This window comes from Panacibacter ginsenosidivorans, assembly GCF_007971225.1.
Classification (GTDB): Bacteria; Bacteroidota; Bacteroidia; order Chitinophagales; family Chitinophagaceae; genus Panacibacter; species Panacibacter ginsenosidivorans.
In genome coordinates, this window is record NZ_CP042435.1 from 5,316,553 (window position 1) to 5,335,824 (window position 19,272).

General features: G+C 39.4%; 11 protein-coding genes. 8 read left to right on the forward strand and 3 right to left on the reverse strand.

Annotation, left to right across the window (positions count from 1 at the left end; translation table 11 throughout):
• The first annotated feature begins 9 nt into the window (after nt 1–9).
• From hisD to hisB, 5 genes are all read left to right on the forward strand, one after another.
• Nucleotides 10–1,287 carry a histidinol dehydrogenase gene (hisD, locus tag FRZ67_RS22485; protein WP_147192806.1) on the forward strand — a complete coding sequence of 426 codons (1,278 nt, stop codon included), beginning with the start codon at nt 10–12 and terminating at the stop codon, nt 1,285–1,287.
• A 216-nt stretch (nt 1,288–1,503) separates the two neighbouring features.
• Entirely contained in the window at nt 1,504–2,553 is a 1,050-nt protein-coding gene (gene hisC / locus FRZ67_RS22490) for a histidinol-phosphate transaminase (protein WP_192903890.1), read from the forward strand.
• A gap of 62 nt (nt 2,554–2,615) precedes the next feature.
• Nucleotides 2,616–3,893, forward strand: coding sequence for a PQQ-dependent sugar dehydrogenase (locus FRZ67_RS22495; protein WP_147192807.1), 1,278 nt, complete (start codon nt 2,616–2,618; stop codon nt 3,891–3,893).
• 4 nt (nt 3,894–3,897) lie between these two features.
• Entirely contained in the window at nt 3,898–4,308 is a 411-nt protein-coding gene (locus FRZ67_RS22500) for a c-type cytochrome (RefSeq protein WP_147192808.1), read from the forward strand.
• A gap of 117 nt (nt 4,309–4,425) precedes the next feature.
• Nucleotides 4,426–5,601, forward strand: coding sequence for a bifunctional histidinol-phosphatase/imidazoleglycerol-phosphate dehydratase HisB (gene hisB / locus FRZ67_RS22505; protein ID WP_147192809.1), 1,176 nt, complete (start codon nt 4,426–4,428; stop codon nt 5,599–5,601).
• 33 nt (nt 5,602–5,634) lie between these two features.
• Here hisB and FRZ67_RS22510 read toward each other — a convergent pair whose 3' ends face one another.
• Nucleotides 5,635–5,964: a tRNA-binding protein gene (locus FRZ67_RS22510; protein WP_147192810.1), complete on the reverse strand. Its 330-nt coding sequence runs from the start codon at nt 5,962–5,964 to the stop codon at nt 5,635–5,637.
• Nucleotides 5,965–6,048: 84 nt separating this feature from the next.
• On the opposite strand from FRZ67_RS22510, the gene FRZ67_RS22515 reads away from it, so the two are divergent.
• From FRZ67_RS22515 to FRZ67_RS22525, 3 genes are all read left to right on the forward strand, one after another.
• Nucleotides 6,049–6,426: a hypothetical protein gene (locus FRZ67_RS22515; RefSeq protein ID WP_147192811.1), complete on the forward strand. Its 378-nt coding sequence runs from the start codon at nt 6,049–6,051 to the stop codon at nt 6,424–6,426.
• A gap of 247 nt (nt 6,427–6,673) precedes the next feature.
• Entirely contained in the window at nt 6,674–11,041 is a 4,368-nt protein-coding gene (locus FRZ67_RS22520) for a CusA/CzcA family heavy metal efflux RND transporter (protein ID WP_147192812.1), read from the forward strand.
• 2 nt (nt 11,042–11,043) lie between these two features.
• On the forward strand, nt 11,044–12,183 hold the full coding sequence (locus tag FRZ67_RS22525) for an efflux RND transporter periplasmic adaptor subunit (protein ID WP_147192813.1): 1,140 nt from the start codon (nt 11,044–11,046) through the stop codon (nt 12,181–12,183).
• A 221-nt stretch (nt 12,184–12,404) separates the two neighbouring features.
• Here the strand turns inward: FRZ67_RS22525 and FRZ67_RS22530 are convergent, their stop codons facing one another.
• Together FRZ67_RS22530 and FRZ67_RS22535 are read right to left on the reverse strand one after the other, a co-directional pair.
• Nucleotides 12,405–15,119, reverse strand: a complete 2,715-nt coding sequence (locus FRZ67_RS22530) for a M36 family metallopeptidase (protein WP_147192814.1) — start codon at nt 15,117–15,119, stop codon at nt 12,405–12,407.
• 392 nt (nt 15,120–15,511) lie between these two features.
• A complete protein-coding gene (locus FRZ67_RS22535) occupies nt 15,512–18,880 on the reverse strand; it encodes a M36 family metallopeptidase (protein WP_158638433.1) in 3,369 nt (1,122 codons plus the stop codon).
• Nucleotides 18,881–19,272 lie beyond the last annotated feature (392 nt).

Below are 19,272 nucleotides of genomic sequence, written 5' to 3' on the forward strand. Positions count from 1 at the left end.
TTACGTTTTATGCAGGTAATTATAAATCCACACCAGGAAAACTGGAGCAGCATTTTAAAGAGACCGGCCATTGATAACTCATCATTGCAGGAAAAAGTAAAAGCAGTGCTGGATGATGTGAAACTAAATGGTAATCGCGCCGTAAAAAAATATACGAACGACTTTGATAAAGTAACGCTGAATCATTTTGCTGTTACATCAGATGAGATCGAAGAAGCAGAAGCAATGCTTTCTGATGCTTTAAAATCTGCCATTAAACAAGCCGCAACGAACATCGAAGCGTTTCATATAAAACAACTATCGCCACCAGAGATCATTGAAACAATGCCGGGCATTCAATGCTGGCGTAAAAATGTAGGTATAGAAAAAGTTGGTCTGTACATTCCCGGGGGTACGGCACCGTTATTTTCAACGATATTAATGTTGGCAATTCCTGCGCAGATAGCAGGTTGCAAAGAAATTATTCTTTGCTCACCACCGTCAAAAGATGGAAAGCTAAATCCTGCAATACTTTATGCAGCAAGGATTACTGGTGTTACAAAGATATTTAAGATCGGTGGCGTGCAGGCAATTGCTGCAATGGCTTATGGAACTGAAACTGTGCCGCAGGTGTATAAAATTTTTGGTCCCGGTAATCAATATGTAACATGCGCCAAACAAATGATCCAACAGGAAGGTATTGCAATTGATATGCCCGCTGGTCCGAGTGAAGTTTGTGTGTGGGCAGATGAAACTGCAGATACAGATTTTATTGCTGCTGATCTTTTATCGCAGGCTGAGCATGGTGCAGATAGTCAGGTGTTGCTTGTGTGTAATAAAGAAACAATAGCAAAAAGTGTTATTACTGCAATTGAAGAGCAATTGAAAAAATTGCCGCGACAGAATTTTGCCATCAAAGCTTTGGAAAATAGTAAGATCATTGTGTTGGAAAATACTGAAGATGCAATTGAATTGATCAATGCATATGCGCCGGAGCATCTTATTATTTCCTGCAAAGATGACGGACAACTAGCTGAAAGAATAATCAACACAGGCTCTGTTTTCCTCGGAAATTATTCACCTGAAAGTGTTGGTGATTATGCAAGCGGCACCAATCATACTTTACCAACCAATGGTTTTGCAAAAGCGTACAGCGGCGTAAGTGTTGATAGTTTTGTAAAAAAGATAACCTTTCAAAAGCTTACGCAGCAAGGTTTGCAGAACATTGCTTCAACAGTTGTGGCAATGGCAGAGGCAGAAGGTTTGGATGCACATGCAAATGCTGTAAAAGTAAGAATGGAGAAGTGATTTTTTGAACCGGGCTTAAGTATAAAAATTAAGCATCGTTGCGTCGCACTCTTGTACTGCAGGAAGAAAGGCAACAAGGCAAAGAGGCAATAGGCAAATAGTCTTTGATTTGATTGTTCATTATTCACTGTTTATTGTTCACTAATGTTCTCAACGTACAAGTGAGTGACACAACAAAAGTATTATAGTAATTCAAAAGCAGATACCATAAAAGATATGTTCGACTTAAACAACCTGGTAAGAGAAAATATTAAGAAGCTGGTTCCATATTCATCAGCACGTGATGAATTTAGCGGCGATGCAAAAGTGTTTCTTGATGCAAACGAAAACAGTCTTGGTTCGCCGTTGCCAAAATGGTACAACCGTTACCCTGATCCGCATCAGCAAAAAGTAAAAGAAGCGATCTCGAAAATAAAAGGCGTTCCCGCCGAACATATTTTCTTAGGCAATGGCAGTGATGAATGTATTGATCTTTTGTTTCGCTCGTTTTGCAATCCGGGTAAAGACAATGTGGTAATTTGCCCGCCTACTTACGGTATGTATGAAGTTAGTGCAAATATCAATGATGTGGAAGTGCGGAAAGCTTTACTCACAGATGATTTTCAGCTTGACCTTATTCATCTTGAAAATTTGATTGATGCAAATACAAAAATTGCTTGGATCTGTTCTCCCAACAATCCTACGGGCAATTCATTGAACAGGAACGACATTGAAATGTTGTCGAACAATTTTGATGGTCTTGTTGTAATTGATGAAGCATATATTAATTTCTCGAAGCAGCGATCTTTTGTGCAGGAATTAACAGAATATCCGAACCTTGTGGTGATGCAGACCTTTAGTAAAGCATGGGGACTGGCTGCATTGAGGCTGGGCATGGCTTTTGCATCAACTGAAATAATCAATATTTTAAATAAGGTTAAACCACCGTACAATATTAACCAGGCTACACAGGAACTTGCGTTGAAAGCCATGGAAGAAGTAGCACAGGTGAATGATATGATTCATCATCTTGTTGATATGAGAGATGCATTGTCTGAAGTATTTGAACAAATACCAACAGTTGAAAAGGTTTATCCTTCGGATGCAAACTTTATTTTAGTAAAAATAAAAGATGCAAGAAAGCTGTACGTGTTCCTGCTTACAAAAGGAATTGTAGTAAGAGACAGAAGTAATGTGAAATTATGTGACGATTGTTTACGCATTACTATTGGAACAGAAGAAGAGAATACGGCTTTGGTGGATGCAATTCAGGAATGGCTATCTTAACATGAATTTGTTATGTGAATATGAGTATATCAGTAAATTTGAAATCTTCAAAAATTTGTCAAATGAAAAAGACCTTATTATTTTCTTTATTAGTTGCGTCAGGAATAGGTATTACTTTACCATCATGTGCTAATTATAATAAAGACAGTACCAGCAAAAGTCCTGCTGACGAAGCCGTCATTAAATTACCTGCAGGGTTTTCCATAACAGAAGTTGCAACAGGCTTAAAAGAACCACGGCATATTGCTGTTGATTCCAAAGGAGATTTGTTTGTGAAGCTTGGAACACTTATGGATGGTAAAGGAATTGTGCTCTATCAAAACAATAACGGAAAACTTGAAAAGAAAAACAGTTTTGGAAATTATGCGGGAACAGGCATTACAATAAAAGATGATTATTTATATGCATCATCAAACACGGAAGTATACAGGTATAAATTAGACGCAGCCGCAACAGGCAATGTAAATGCGCAGCCAGAAAAAATTATAACAGGTTTGATCGATCGCAACCAGCATAATTCAAAATCAATTACACTCGATAATGAAGGAAACATTTATGTAAACATTGGCGCATATTCAAACTCCTGCCAGGAAAAGGACAGATCAAAAGGATCAATGGGCAGACAACCTTGTCCTATTCTTGATTCCGCAGGTGGCATCTGGCAATTCAAGGCAGACAAAGCAAATCAAACATATGGTGATGGAGTTCGTTATGCAACCGGTTTGCGCAATGTTGTTGGGCTTGACTGGAACAATGCTACAAATTCTTTATTCGTTATGCAACATGGTCGTGATGGTTTGCATGATCTCTTTCCTGATATGTATGATACAAAACAGAGTGCAGAACTTCCTGCAGAATGCATGTACCAAATAAATAAAGGAGATAATGCAGGCTGGCCTTATATTTATTACGATCAAATACAGCACAGGAAAATTTTAGCGCCTGAATATGGTGGAGATGGAAAGAAAGACGGGCCAGCTGGTATCATAGATCCAACAGTTGCATTTCCCGGTCACATGGCGCCGAATGGTTTGTTGTTTTATACAGGCAATATGTTTCCTGAAAAATATAAGAATGGCGCCTTCGTGGCATTTCACGGTTCATGGAATCGTGCACCCGAACCACAAAAAGGTTACTTCGTAGCATTCGTTCCTTTTAAAGATGGAAAGCCAAGTGGTGATTGGGAAATATTCGCAGATAATTTTGCAGGCGGCCCTGAATTTGTTTCTCCGGGTAAAGCAAAACATCGCCCATGCGGTTTGGCACAAGGCCCGGATGGCGCTTTGTACGTTTCGGATGACCAGGGTGGCGTAATTTATAAAATCACTTATAAGAAATAGCAACATGAAGAAAGCAGCAACTACAATTTGTTTATCAGCAGCAATCACTTTATTCATCTTCGCAAAGCCTTTGCCACAGCAGGATTCAAAGACCCGTGGCAAAGCATTGTACGAAACATATTGCCTCACTTGTCACCAGGACGATGGAAGTGGTGTGCCTCATTTAAATCCACCGTTGATCAAAACAACCTGGGTTACCGGAGATAAGAAAAGACTGGTGAAATGGGTGCTTAGCGGTACAACAGATAAAGTGGAAATTGATGGCAAGACTTACGATAACAACATGCCACCTCAGGATTACTTAAAAGATCAGGAAATTGCAGATGTGCTTACGTATGTCAGAAGCAGTTTTGGAAATAAATCAACAGCAGTAACCGCAGCTGAAGTAAAGGCCGTAAGAGCAACAATTAAATAAGAAAAATTTATGAGCCCAACTGAAATATAAAAATGAAACTTCTGTTGCGTCGCACACTTGTACGTTTAGATTTTTTTTCATCTTAGTGATTAGGATTTTTTTAAAACAACCTTACAAATGAACGAGTCTTCTAACGCCCCTTTAGGGGCCGGGGGCAAAAGAGTTTTATTTATAGATCGTGATGGAACTCTTATCAATGAAGCGCCACCAACTTATCAGATAGACAGTTGGGAAAAGCTTGAATTCTATCCTGATGTTTTTAAATACATGAGCAGAATTGCGGCAGAGTTAGATTATGAACTCGTAATGGTCAGTAACCAGGATGGTCTTGGTACAGAAAGTTTTCCTGAGGAAACATTTTATGCTATTCAAAATTTTATCACCAAAAGTTTTGAAAATGAAGGAGTGCATTTTGCTGATTTTTATTTTGATAAAACCTTTGCACACGACAATGCACCAACACGCAAGCCAAATACTGGAATGCTGGTTGGCTATTTAAATAATCCTTCTTATGATATTCAGAACTCTTTTGTAATTGGTGATAGAATTACCGATGTTCAACTTGCAAAAAATCTTGGTTGTAAAGCCATCTGGTTAAATAATGATCCACATCTTGGAGGCGCAGAGATCAGTGATTCAGTTAAAGAACTTGAATCTACGATTGCATTGGAAAGTACGGTTTGGGAAGAGATTTATAAATTTTTAAAACTTGGCTTAAGACAAGTCGTTCATGAACGTAATACAAACGAAACCAAAATTCATATCGAATTAAATCTTGATGGCAGCGGAAAAGCCAATATCAGCACAGGCCTTGGCTTCTTCGATCATATGCTTGATCAAATTGCACGTCATGGTAAAATGGATCTTACTGTTATTACAAAAGGCGATCTTGAAATTGATGAGCACCATACCATAGAAGATACAGGTATTGCATTGGGCGAAGCATTTGCAAAGACATTGATTGATAAACGGGGCATGGAGCGCTACGGTTTTGCATTACCCATGGATGAGGCAGAAGCAAAAGTTTTAATTGACTTTGGTGGCAGAAACTGGATCGTTTGGAATGCTGAATTTAAAAGGGAAAAAATAGGAGAGATGCCAACAGAAATGTTCTTCCACTTCTTTAAATCATTCAGCGATGCAGCAAAATGCAATCTGAACATTGAATGCAAAGGAGAGAATGAACATCATAAGATTGAAGCAATTTTTAAAGCATTTGCAAAAGCAATTAAGATGGCTGTAAAGAGAGATCCGCTTTCTAATTATTTGCCGAGTACGAAAGGAATTCTATAAAATAAGAAGGCCACTTTTAAGGTGGCTTTTATTTTACCCAATCTTTTGTCCATTACCAACTTCTTTATTGGGTTGCAGCAACACAACATTATTATTTTCATCATACACACCAAGCACCAAACACTCACTAAAGAAAGTTGCAATTTGTTTTGGTGGAAAATTTACCACCGCAACAATCTGTTTATTCAATAATGCTTCTTTGCTGTAATGATGTGTTATTTGTGCAGACGATCTTTTTATACCAAGAGGTCCAAAGTCAATACTGAGTTGATATGCAGGCTTTCTTGCTTTTGGAAAATCAGTCACTTCAATAATAGTTCCTGTGCGTATATCTATCTTTTCAAAGTCTTCCCAGGTGATCATATTTTTCTTCCAAACTTATAAAAGGTTGCTCAAAATCATAAAAAACGTTTTATCCATCGCCTTATCTTTGCATTAATGAAAAAAATGGCAGCCATATTTTTAGTATCGCTATACCTTTTTGGTGCAACCGATGCGTATCAATTATTGAAGCTGCCTGCACTTATAAATCATTACATTGAACATAGGGGTGAAGACCCTTCTATGAATTTTATATCTTTCATACATCTTCACTACCAGGGCAAGATCGTTATAGACGCAGATTTTCAGCAGGACATGAAGCTCCCTTTCAAAACTACCAATACAGATTGTTGTGTAGCTATGTCTGTGGCTACAGTGGTACCCACGCCCATTGAAATAAAATTACAAACACCCGAGCAACCGCAAGCGGTGCACATTCTTTCAAATGACGATGTGCCGTTGTTGCTTTCCGCTGCATCTATTTTCCAGCCTCCAAGAGTTTAATTAATTACATTTTGAATTTTATGGTACCGGCTTTTGCAGTACTATGATGCTTCGTTGTGTCACTCACTTGTACTGAAGAGCTTCGGGCAAAGCATAATGATTCACAGGCTCGCAGCTATAAGCTCATGGCTTTTCATCAGTACAAGAGTGCGACGCAACAGGTGATGCCATAACTACAAGTGTTGGGTACATAAAATTCTTCTTCATCTTCTCAAAAAATTATTTGTAGCTAATTAATTCTAATTGCATGCTTCATGCTATTATTCATTTTTCGATAAAGAATAAACTCATTATTGGCCTCTTTGTTTTAGGGCTTATAAGTTGGGGTGCTTATTCTGTTACACAATTACCCATAGATGCAGTGCCTGATATTACTAATAACCAGGTGCTGGTAATTACAGCGGCGCCAAGCCTTGGTGCACCTGATGTTGAGCGTTTTATTACCGTGCCTGTTGAGCAGGCTACACGCAATGTTCCGGGTATTATTGAGCAAAGGAGTTTTTCGCGTTTTGGGCTAAGCCTTGTCACCATTGTGTTTGATGATAAGACCGATGTGTATTGGGCAAGGCAACAGGTAAGTGAAAGACTTACACAGGTGCGGCAACAAATACCAGCGGGTATGGGAGAACCGGAGCTTGGACCTGTAACAACAGGGCTTGGGGAAATATTTCAATATGTTGTAAAAGCTAAGCCGGGTTATGAAGGCAAGTATGACCTTGCTGCGTTAAGAGATATACAGGATTGGATCGTAAGAAGGCAATTGTTGGGAACACCGGGTGTTGCAGATGTAAGCAGCTTTGGTGGCTTGGTTAAGCAATATGAAGTGGCGATTAATCCTGATAAGCTGAAAAATTTTCAACTCACTATTGCAGATGTATATAAAGCACTACAGGATAATAACCAGAATACCGGCGGTGCATATATAGAGAAAGGTCCCGGTGTTTTATATATACGCAGTGAGGGTTTAGTAGAAAGCCTTGATGATATTGGCAGCATTGTAGTAAAACAAGTACATAGCAGTGTACCTGTTTTAGTAAGAGATGTGGCAGAAGTAAAGATGGGTAGCGCTATACGTTATGGTGCTACTGTATTTAATGATGAAGGTGAAGTAGCCGGCGCTGTTGTTATGATGCTGAAAGGCGCCAATAGTAATGAAGTAATAAAGAGTATAAAAGCTAAGATCACCGAGATTGAAAAAACATTGCCGGAAGGTGTGATGATAGAGCCATTTCTTGATAGAACAAAAATGGTGAACAATGCCATCTCAACAGTGGAGAAGAACCTGATGGAAGGTGCGTTGATCGTCATCTTTGTATTGGTGTTGTTCCTCGGAAACCTTCGTGCAGGATTGATCGTAGCGTCTGTTATTCCGCTATCGATGTTGTTTGCGATCATCATGATGAACCTGTTTGGTGTAAGTGGTAATCTGATGAGTCTTGGTGCTATTGACTTTGGCTTGCTGGTAGATGGAGCGGTGATAATTGTGGAAGCGGTGATGCACAAATTAAGCCATAGTAAAATGTATGCGCACTCAGTAAAAATATCACAGGACAGGATGGATGAAGAAGTGCGACATTCTGCAGGTACGATGATGAACAGTGCTGTGTTTGGACAGATCATCATCCTTATTGTTTACTTACCTATTCTTTCTTTACAGGGCATTGAAGGCAAGATGTTCAAACCGATGGCAGAAACTGTTTCATTTGCTATCATTGGTGCATTTATTCTTTCGCTTACTTATGTTCCCATGATCAGCGCTTTATTCATCAGTAAAAAACTGAATCATAAGAATACGTTTGCTGATAAGATGATCGCTAAACTGCAAAGCTGGTATCAGCCGGTGCTGAAAAGAGCGATGCGTATTCCTGCGGCAATTGTAATTACTGCATTCAGCCTATTTGCAATAGCAGTATTTGTACTTACAACATTAGGTGGTGAGTTTATACCGCAATTAGAAGAAGGTGATTTTGCTGTTGATACAAGATTACTTACCGGTTCTTCATTAAGCAATACCATCAATACAACAGAAAAAGCAGCAAGGGTGTTATTGGATAAATTTCCGGAAGTGGAAAAAGTAGTTTCAAAAATTGGTTCAGGAGAAATACCAACAGATCCGATGCCGCTTGAAGCGGCAGATATGATGGTGATACTGAAAGACAAGAAGGAATGGACAAGCGCTGAAAGCTTTCCAGAACTCGCTAATAAAATGAGTGATGCATTGCAGGAAGTGCCGGGTATCGCAACAGGCTTTCAGTTCCCTGTTCAGATGCGCTTTAATGAGTTAATGACAGGCGCCCGGCAGGATGTGGTTTGTAAAATATTTGGTGATGATCTTGATACATTGGCACATTACTCAGATGAATTGGCAAAAGTTATAAATTCTGTTGAAGGCGCTAAGGACCTCTATAAGGAAACAGTAACAGGTATTCCTCAATTGGTGATCACGTATAACAGGGAAGCAATTGCAAGATATGGTGCAAGCATAACTGACATTAATAATACCATTCAATCAGCGTATGCCGGAGCTGTTGCGGGGCTTGTGTTTGAAGCAGACAGAAGATATGATCTTGTTATAAGGATGAATGAGAAGCAAAAGAAAAACGCAGATGAAATTGGTAATCTTTTAATCGGTCTGCCAAATGGAACACAGGTGCCTTTATATATTCTTGCCAATGTTGAAATGAAAGACGGTCCATGCCAGATTCAACGCGAAGATGCAAGAAGAAGGATAAGTGCAGGATTCAATGTGCGGGGAAGAGATGTGCAGAGCATCGTTACTGAACTGCAGGAAAAAGTATCAAAGCAAATTAATTTTCCTGCTGGTTATTATATTACTTACGGTGGACAATACGAAAACCTGCAACATGCTACGAGAAGGTTAAGTATTGCTTTACCTGTGGCCTTACTGCTTATACTATTGATGTTGTTTTTTGCCTTTAAGAAATTAAAATACTGCTTGCTTATTTTCTCAGCTATCCCATTATCAGCAATAGGTGGTGTATTTGCTTTATGGTTAAGGGACATGCCTTTTAGTATTTCTGCAGGTATTGGGTTTATTGCTTTGTTTGGCGTAGCGGTATTAAATGGTATTGTACTTATTAGTGAAATGAACCGGCTAAAAGCAGAAGGTTATAATGATATAAATGAAATAATTATGCATGCAACAAAAACAAGATTAAGGCCTGTGTTAATGACGGCTGCTGTTGCTTCACTGGGCTTTTTGCCGATGGCATTAAGTAATGGTGCGGGTGCAGAAGTACAGCGTCCATTAGCCACTGTTGTGATCGGTGGTTTGATCACAGCTACATTGCTTACACTTTTTGTATTACCTGCTTTGTATATGTTGTTTGAGAAAGGGCTTAAACCAAAAACGCCTGTTATTGTTACAACAGTATTGTTATTTGTAAGCTTGATTCCATCTTTTGCTGATGCCCAACAGATGCAAAGTTTAAGTTTGGAACAAGCTATCGGCATTGCAAAGCAACAAAACAAACAATTGCAATTAAGTAAGCTTAATGAGCAATATTATGCAGCTTTAAAAACAGCAGGAGTGGATGTTCCTAAAACACAGTTCTCGGCTGAACTTGGGCAGATCAACAGTACCAGCTTTGACAATCGTTTTGCCATTCAGCAAAGTTTTGCTATGCCTGCGGTGTATAACCGGCAACGCAGCGTGCTGGAACAGGAATTTCAAAATACAAAAGCGCAGACATCTTTACAGCAAACACAGATAATCAAACTGGTAAAATATGCTTACCTGCAATTGCAGTTTATTGATGCCAAAGAAAAATTACTGCAAAGAACAGACAGCATCTTCGCCCGTTACCAGCAGGTGGCGAAACTTAGATTTGAGAAAGGCGAAAGTAATTTATTAGAAAAAATTTCTTTGGATAACCAATCGCAACAGGTGCGCATGCAATTGCAGATGTTACAATCTGATAAAAGAATGGCACAGGCAGAATTAGCGGTTTTATTGGATACAACAGCAGATATACAAGCAACTGATGTGTTAAATGATGCGTCTGTATTGTTTGACAGCAGCACTTTAAGCAGACATCCTTTCCTGTATTATTATGAACAACAACAAAAAATTGCTGCTGCACAAACACTGTTTGAAAAGGCAAAGCTGCAGCCAGACTTATTACTCGGGTACTACAATCAATCTGTCATCGGCTATCAAATGAGTAAGGATAGAACAGAAACTTATTATGATGGCGGGAAACGTTTCTCTGCAGTACAGATTGGAATAGGTATACCTATTTTCAATAAAGCGCAAAAGTCAAGGATAAAAGCGGCAGCGCAAAAGGAAATAATTACCCATGCATCAACAGAACTGGCAAAACAACAGCTTGATCTCAACCTGCAGCAACAATGGAATGAGTATATAAAGTATCAACAGGCTGTACAATACTTTAAGACCAGTGCGCTTACGCAATCTGAGATTATCATAAAAACTGCCAATCTCAGTTACAAAAATGGAGAGATCAATTATATAGAATGGGGCACACTCATCGGCAATGCTATCGGCTTGCAAAGCCAGTACCTTGATGCATTAAAAGCTTTGAATAATGGAAGAATAGAACTCGAATATTTATTACAACCAAACGAAGAATAACAATGAACAGGTTATCAATATATTTAGCTATGCTTGTATTTTTTACAGCATGTAACAGTGCCCCGGAAGTAAAAAAAGTAACAAATGATTCTGCAAATGAAAACACGGTTATACTGGATAGCCAGCAATTAATGAATGCCGGTGTTGTAAGCGAAGTACCACAGGTACAAAATGTACACAGCACTATAAAGGTAAATGGCACGGTGGACGTTCCGCCGCAAAGCCTTGTCTCTGTTAGCTTTCCGCTGGGTGGCTATCTAAAAAGTACAGCTTTGTTGCCTGGTTATCCTGTGCATAAAGGGCAGGTAATTGCAACAATGGAAGACCAGTCTTATGTGCAATTACAACAGGATTATCTTACTGCAAAAGCAAGGATGGAATATTTGTCTGCAGATGTTGAAAGACAAAAAGAATTAAGTGATGCAGACGCAACAAGCAAAAAAAATTATCAGTTGGTATTGAGCGATTATAAAACACAACAGGCAATTATAAGATCTTTGGAAGAAAAACTGCGTATCATTAACATCAATCCTCAAACGCTTACGGTAAATAATATTTCCAGAATGGTGTCAGTGTATTCACCGATCAACGGCTACGTTACGCAGGTGAATGTAAATATCGGCAAGTATGTAAACCCTGCTGATATTATGTTTGAACTCGTAAATCCTGATGATATACATGCAGCCATTACAGTGTTTGAAAAAGATCTTACATCATTTAAAAAAGGAATGAAGGGGAAAGTTGCACTTACTGATAAGCCTGATGAATTCTTTGATGTGGAAGTTATTCTTGTAACAAAGAATATCGATGAAAGCCGCGCCGGACTTGTGCATTGTCACTTCGAAAATCCTAAGCATGAACTTTTGCCGGGTATGTTTCTTACGGGTGTTTTTGAAATGGATGGCAAAGCAGCAACCGTTGTTCCCGAGGATGCAGTGGTGAGATACATGGGCAAACAATATGTGTTCATTGCAAAGAATGAAAATAAATTTATCTTAACTGAAATAGAAACAGGCGTGATGGAAAATGGCATGGTTGAAATAAAACAAAAAGAAAACATTGATCTGCTGCAAACAAAAGTAGTCATCAAAGGCGCTTATGCTTTGCTGGGCAAACTAAAGAATAAGATGGAAGAAGAATGATTTTTGTACCATGCATTTGCATTTCAATTAAGCATTGTTGCGTCGCACACTTGTACTTCCTGTTCAGTAATGATCTGACGCAGAAGAGTGCGACGCAACAGAAGCCTGATAAGTTTTGCAGAAGTTTGGCCAATATAATTACTATCAGGCAATAGCAACAGGCTTATAAAAAACAAAGCCCCGGTTTATATAAAACGGGGCTTTGTTTTATGTTCTTAATTTTATTGTACTATCAGTTTTTGCGTATGATTAATTCCATCTCCTAAAATATTTACATAATAAACGCCCGGCGTTATCTTAGGCAAGGTGATCTGTAAATAAGCGCCGTTCATATTTGTTCTTACAACTTGTTTACCTGTTGCATCCATGATATAAACTTTCAATGGTTTGGTATTGCCGTTAATGCTTAGTGCTATCCTGTCTTTTGCAGGATTTGGGGTAATACTAACCTTTGCATCTTTTGTTTGCAGCATGGTTTGAACTGCAGCATTTACGATAGGAGCGGAAGGAGGCAGTGAATAATCTGCAATGCCGTCCTTTATATTATTACTGCTTACTTCCGAAGCATTATATCCAAGACCTCTTCTGGCAAATGCTCTCCATATAGCGGCCGCATGGCTGGCGCCATACAAGATGGTATCTGCTTTTAATATTGCATTTCTTCCATCAACAAATCCAGGGCTGCATGGCTGCAGTTTCATACCCTGAATTACCAGTTGAAGCGCTATGGAATTTCCGCCTGTACCTGCGGCATTGTAAATATTTGTGTTGATGCTGCCTACCTGTTTGGTAATTTCCCAGGTCATTTCCCAAAGCATATTACACCAAACTTCGCCTACCACATGCGGATCATATGATAGGAAGCTATTGGAAAATCTTGAGCTTAATGCCATGCTATCATAGGTCCATGGATTAACACTGAAGTTTGTGCTGTACGGGTAGTAGCGTATGCCCGGTCCGTTATTGGCCTGGCCAAGTACATAAGTACCGATAGGTCTTGCTTTAGGACCATCATTTACAGTGGCAGCACTCCAGTTGGTGGTAACCATTAATCCCATATAATCGCTCCAGCCTTCTCCCATTTGTTCTTTATTGCCCAGGCAGGAAACATTATTAGGTCCGCCTGTTAACCTGTTGGAGATACCATGTGTATATTCATGAGATATAACACCATTATCAAGATCGCCATCCAAAGCTACCCCACCAGTCATGGTAACATTTACGGGGGTGCTGGCTGCTAAAAATTGTTTGATGCTGTCTCCCGTCTCAAAGCTTACCATTATTGCAGGTATGGTAATAGTATTATCTGTGCCGCCCATAACAAATGGATATTCGCCGGCAATATTATCTGCGACAATAGCTGCAATGGCGCCTGCTGTTTGTGCATTTTTTACTTTGGTCACAAAGTCGCAGGTACCGCGATCTATAAGAGCAATTCTTCCTGCTAAAGCACCTGCATTGGCTGCTGCAGTGCAGGCACCATGTGTTGTGCCTGAAGCATCATCATTATACAAAACAATATAATTGGTGATAGGACCTTTTGCGGCCAGTTTATTATTGGTGCTGAAGCCACTTTCTGTTGCAGTCTTTTTACCCGCAAAAGAAGCCGGTTGATTAACAGTAAAAGATGGCACTGCATCAAAGATGAACATTTGCATTCGTGGACTGCTGCCATCTGAAGGAGTTGAAAAATTTGCATTGTTGGTTCCCGAACCATCCTGTGCATCGGCTAAAACATAATCATTGCCTGCACCGCCCCTGCTAAGATTACTTGCCTGGAAATTGCCCGATACTTCATTGAAACCATACTGGTAAGAAATATCATGCATAATATTGTTCCAGTAAAAAAGGTTAGTAATGGCAAATTTTTGATTGGCAGCCTTTGTAGGTGGTTTGGCAAAGTTTGGTTTTGCAGTAATTGTTAAGTTGGGAAGTGCTGTAGTTGAAACAGCGCCTTTTCCAAAACCATTGTTGCCATTTCTGTCTTCCTGTGCAAGTACGTTATTACCTCTGGTACTATCGAATGTTGTTGTTCCGTTATCGTGCCATTGCAGTGTAGTCGCGTCGTTGCCAGCGCCTGCAAGCAACCATGGATTTTGCCTTAATGCAGGTGTACCGCCGGGATGGGCCGGACTTTCAGCGGGGAAAGGTACTACTCCGTATTTTGATGAACTTACCAGTGATGCTTCGTTACCATCAAGGTCAGCGATTTTTACAAGCGCAGCATTCATTTCATAAGGATGTTTTGCGTTTGTCCAGTCGCATACAATATTCAGGTTGATTTTGCTGATAACATGACCACTCAATGCATCAACATTTACCAGCCAGTAGTCTGCAACACCAATTGGCTGCAATGCCACCTGCCAGCTTAAATATGCTTTTGGCTTTTGGCCGGGCATCATGCCTGCATTTTCGTCAAGCACCCAAATAAGTTTAGATTTGACATTCTCAGAGGAAATACCCATTTTGCTGTATTCAATTTCTTTGCTTTCGTTTATCTGCTTTACAGGATTCAAATCAGCAGGCATGGCAAGCTTTAAATGGAGCGCTGCAGCCTTTACCGCATTAGCAGATGTATAAGATGCTTTACCATCTTTTGTATTTACGATCTCTTCCATTTTGCTGATACGATTTCCTGAAACAGCAATTAATTTTCCATTCCTGAAAGCGAGTGTTTGTATGGCATTCAGCACATCAATACCTTTATAGGTTTGCTGTGCATATACCATTGTTGCGCCTGATGTTTTGTCAACATAGGCACTGGAGATCCTGAAATTCTGCAGGTCAGTTAACGAAAGCCCGATAGCTGTTGCATTTTGTTTTACAAGATTACTGGCAGATCTTGAATCTACCTGTTGACCAATGGATGGCGCATAAATAATGAGTGCGCATAAAAGGCCGGTAATACCTTTTAAAAGTGTAGATGTTTTTTTCATTGTTATTGTTTTTTATAAAGAATAGTACGGCTATTGTTTTTTATTTTTTATGGTACTTAGCTGTATTACTAATGGCATCTTCGTTGTGTCACTCACTTATACGTTCGGAACATTGATGAACAAAGCGAAAGCGTTTAAGCAATTTTTGGTTTTAAATTTTACTTTTCGATTGCAGCGTTACCTGTTTCAGCACAAGTGTGCGACGCAACGAAAGCAAAATAGTGTTTTCAATGCCCGGCACCCAAAAATATTTTATAAAAAGGGTACATGCAGTTGAACTATAAATGTAAATCTTTTTATAACAACATAAAATAATTGGTATATAAAATAGCGCCTTATTGAAAGGCTTTTAATTAAAAAAAGAACCCGGTTTTTAAACCAGGTTCTTTTTGTTATTGCACAATAAGTTTATGTGTGCTGTTAATACCATCCCCCGCAATTCTTATGTAATAAATGCCCGGCGCTATACCAGGCAGGCTGAGCTGCAGATATTGGCCCTGCATATTAAAACTTTTTACCTGCTTACCGGTTGCATCAATGATAGAAACCTTCAATGCTTTATCATTGCCACTTATAGTTACGGCTATTTTATCGTGTGCAGGATTTGGCGTAATATTTATTATCTGGTTAAGCAGAAATTCAAGCGAACGCACAGGGGAGTAAGTGAATTTACCATCTTTATCAACCTGTTTTATCCGGTAAAAATCTTTGCCGTTTAGAGGTAACTGATCCGTTAGCTGATATGTTCTTGCAATACTTGAACTACCCGCCGCCGCAACAGTTGCCAGCTGATGGAAATTGACACCATCTGTACTTCTTTCTATTATAAAGTTTGCAGTATTATATTCCTGTAATGTTTGCCATTTTAGCAAAGAGGTATTACCATTTTTCACTGCGGTAAATTCACCCCATGTTAATGGTAACGTACCTTCTTTAATGGTAGAATAAGCAGTGGAACTTGTGGCAAGCAGGTTGTTGCTGTTGAAAAACTGTCCAAGGTTTTGTATACCGGATTCACTGGTCAGCGTTATATCATCAATATACCAGCCTTCCACACCAACTGCTTCGTCTGAAGTAAATACAAAACGGAATTTTGCACTTTTGCCCGCAAACGAGGTAAGGTTAATAACAGTTCTTATAAATCCATTGCTGTTGCCTGAGAAGGCGGGCCGAAAAGTTTTAATAATACTGTCATAAATGGAATTCTGATAACCATTTTGTATCATGTATTTGCTTAGATCGCTATAAGTAACGCCATTGTTTGTACTGATTTCTACTCTACCACCATCCCAACCAGATTCTGTATTGTAATAATGCCAGAAAGTTAGTGTGGAGTTATTGGTTAAAGGAAATGCTGTAGATGTTGAAAATCTTGTAAGAGAGGTAGAAGAAATATCTGCAGCAAACAAAGCGTATGGTGCGCTGTGACTTTCTGCAGTAGAAACTGTCCATGGGTTACTTTTAAAATTATAAACCGTCCATCCGGAAGGAATGGTATTGCCGGCGAAGGTTTCATTAATATGTTGAACAGGTGCTGTATACGACCCGTTATTGACAGTAACTTTTATGGTATAGGTTACACTGCTGTTTGCTGCAAGATTAATATTACTGAATGTAACCGTTCTGTTACCTGCATTATAAACGCCGGAACTGCTGCTCACATAAGTTACATTAGAAGGCAATGTATCTACTATTTTATAATTGCTTAATGAGATACATGGAACCGTATTTACTTTAAATGTATAAGTGATCGTTTCCTGCTGCACAAAAGAATCTTTGTTTGCAGTTTTAACCAGGATAACAGAATCGAAATCAGCTTTTTCATCTCCTGCAATATCATTGCTGCGTTGTAATGCATAATAACCCATACCTCTTTTCCTGAATGCGCTCCATATAGCACAACTGTATTTGCCACCATACAAAAGTGTATCAGCTTTTAGAATAGCATCTCTGCCATCAATAAAACCGGGACTGCAGGATTGCAGTTTCATCCCTTCCATCACCAGTTTTAATGCAGCTGAATTACCACCTGTTGCATTGGCATCGTAAATATTTTTATTGATGCCGTCCATTTGTATAATGTTCCATGTCATATCCCACAAAACAGTACACCATATTTCGCCAATGACATGCACTTCGCTGCCGGTGGCAGCCATATCAGCATAGGTCCATGGATCAATATTCATATCAGTTGAATAGGGGTACGTGCGTATACCACCACCTGTTGTTGAAGAACCTATTACATAATTACCTATCGGTCTTTTATTAGGCCCATCGTTTACGGTAGCAGTATGCCAATCTGTGGTTACCATTAATGCCAGATAATCACTCCATCCTTCACCCATCTGTTCCACATTTTGCAGACAGGTAGAATTAGAAGGGCCACCAGTTAACCTGGTAGAAATGCCATGTGTGTATTCATGTGCAACAACACCGTTGTCAAGATCTCCGTCAATTTTAGGTGAACCGCTCCACAAATACATTTGCATCCTTGGATTAGAACCATCATCGGGCGTACTGAAATCTGCATTATTAAGCGCCCTTCCATCCTGTGCGTCTGCCAGCACATAATCTCCATCTGTACCACCCCGGCCCAGGTTATTTGCCTGGAAGTTGCCAGATAATTCATCAAAGCCATACTGGTATGAAATATCATGCATAATATTATTCCAGTAAAAAAGATTGGTGATAGCAAAATTGCGATTGACTGTAATAGTGGGTTGTTGTGTATAATCCGGCGGGTAATCAAAAGTAAGATCAGGAATAGCCGTAGTAGAAATGGCTCTTTTACCATTGCCATTATTGGCATTACTATCTTCCTGTGCAAGCACATTATTGCCCCGCGTATAATCATAAGTGGTAGTGCCATCATCATTCCACTTTAGGCTGGTTGCATTGTTACCCGTGCCTGCTAATTCCCATGGATTAGAAACCAACGCAGCCGTACCACCTGTATGAATAGGGCTTTCGGCAGGAAATGGAATAACCCGGTATTCAGCAGAATTAATAGCATTTAAGCCAAATGTTTCTGTTGATACTGATGATGCATTATTTACTATATCATCATCAGCAGCTAAAGTTTTATTTTCCCCATTGCCCCATGTGCAGTTTATATTCAGGTTCATCTTACCAAGCACGTTTCCTTTAGAGGCATCTACCTGTACCAGCCAGTGGTCGGCAACCCCTTTGGGCTGCACTTCTACCTGCCAGCTTAATATAGCATTGTTGGATTTGTTGCCCGTAACCCATATTAATTTTGATCTCACCGGAACAGAAGAAATACCAAGATCGCCGAACGCCACAACCTTTTTATCATTCATCGTTTTCAAGGCAACAATAAAAGCAGGTACCGTAAGATTTAAATGTTTTGCCATAGCCCGCACAGCGTTCTCAGGGGTTACCGCAGCAATAGCATTTTTTACATTTGCTTTCAATTCCATTCCGTCAATGCGTTTGCCGGCAACACTCACCACCTGGCTGTTTTGTATGGCTACAATTTGTATGGCGTTCAATACATCAATACCCTTATAAGTTTGTTGCAGGTAATAAATAGTTGCACCACTTAGCTTATCTGTATAGGCATCAGCTATCCTGTAATTATTAAGATCGTTATCGCTGAGGCCGATGCTGGCCGCATTTTGTTTAATTACATCAGTTGCTTTTAACAGGTCTGTTTGCTGGGCAAAGAGTTGTGCAGAGCAGATCAATACAAACAAAAAAACACAGGCAAATTTTCTTGTAATTTGTGTAGGTAATGTCATAAGTATATTTTTCATAAACAGTCAGAAAGCAATGTAAGTAAAAATATTTAGTGCGGCCAAAAAGAAACGGCAAATGATAGCAATAAAAAGATGAAACTCATTTTATAAACCCTGTTGTAGAATCTTATAGCATTGTTTGTTGCGTTGCACACTTCAACTTTTTTTTAACTCTTTGACCGATGGTGTGTAAATAGTATCTGCCCTCAATAAAATCTTTCTTATCTTTTGCCACCGAACCGTGAAAATACCTAAACAAATTTTGACCTGTAGTTCATCCTGTAAACGATTGCTTTGGTTGTTCTTCGGAAAATTATAGTTGCTGACCGATGATATGCTGATAAAGTGCTTGCGACGCAAAAGGCGATGCCATAGCATGCTGCGGCTGGTATAAA

Excerpts from the sequence above, each read along its gene's own strand:
- FRZ67_RS22525 (WP_147192813.1), top strand. The coding sequence starts at position 11,044 with ATGAACAGGTTATCAATATATTTAGCTATGCTTGTATTTTTTACAGCA.
- FRZ67_RS22520 (WP_147192812.1), top strand. The coding sequence starts at position 6,674 with ATGCTTCATGCTATTATTCATTTTTCGATAAAGAATAAACTCATTATT.
- FRZ67_RS22510 (WP_147192810.1), bottom strand. The coding sequence starts at position 5,964 with ATGATCACCTGGGAAGACTTTGAAAAGATAGATATACGCACAGGAACT.
- FRZ67_RS22495 (WP_147192807.1), top strand. The coding sequence starts at position 2,616 with ATGAAAAAGACCTTATTATTTTCTTTATTAGTTGCGTCAGGAATAGGT.
- hisD (WP_147192806.1), top strand. The coding sequence starts at position 10 with ATGCAGGTAATTATAAATCCACACCAGGAAAACTGGAGCAGCATTTTA.
- FRZ67_RS22515 (WP_147192811.1), top strand. The coding sequence starts at position 6,049 with ATGGCAGCCATATTTTTAGTATCGCTATACCTTTTTGGTGCAACCGAT.
- hisB (WP_147192809.1), top strand. The coding sequence starts at position 4,426 with ATGAACGAGTCTTCTAACGCCCCTTTAGGGGCCGGGGGCAAAAGAGTT.
- FRZ67_RS22500 (WP_147192808.1), top strand. The coding sequence starts at position 3,898 with ATGAAGAAAGCAGCAACTACAATTTGTTTATCAGCAGCAATCACTTTA.
- FRZ67_RS22535 (WP_158638433.1), bottom strand. The coding sequence starts at position 18,880 with ATGACATTACCTACACAAATTACAAGAAAATTTGCCTGTGTTTTTTTG.
- FRZ67_RS22530 (WP_147192814.1), bottom strand. The coding sequence starts at position 15,119 with ATGAAAAAAACATCTACACTTTTAAAAGGTATTACCGGCCTTTTATGC.
- hisC (WP_192903890.1), top strand. The coding sequence starts at position 1,504 with ATGTTCGACTTAAACAACCTGGTAAGAGAAAATATTAAGAAGCTGGTT.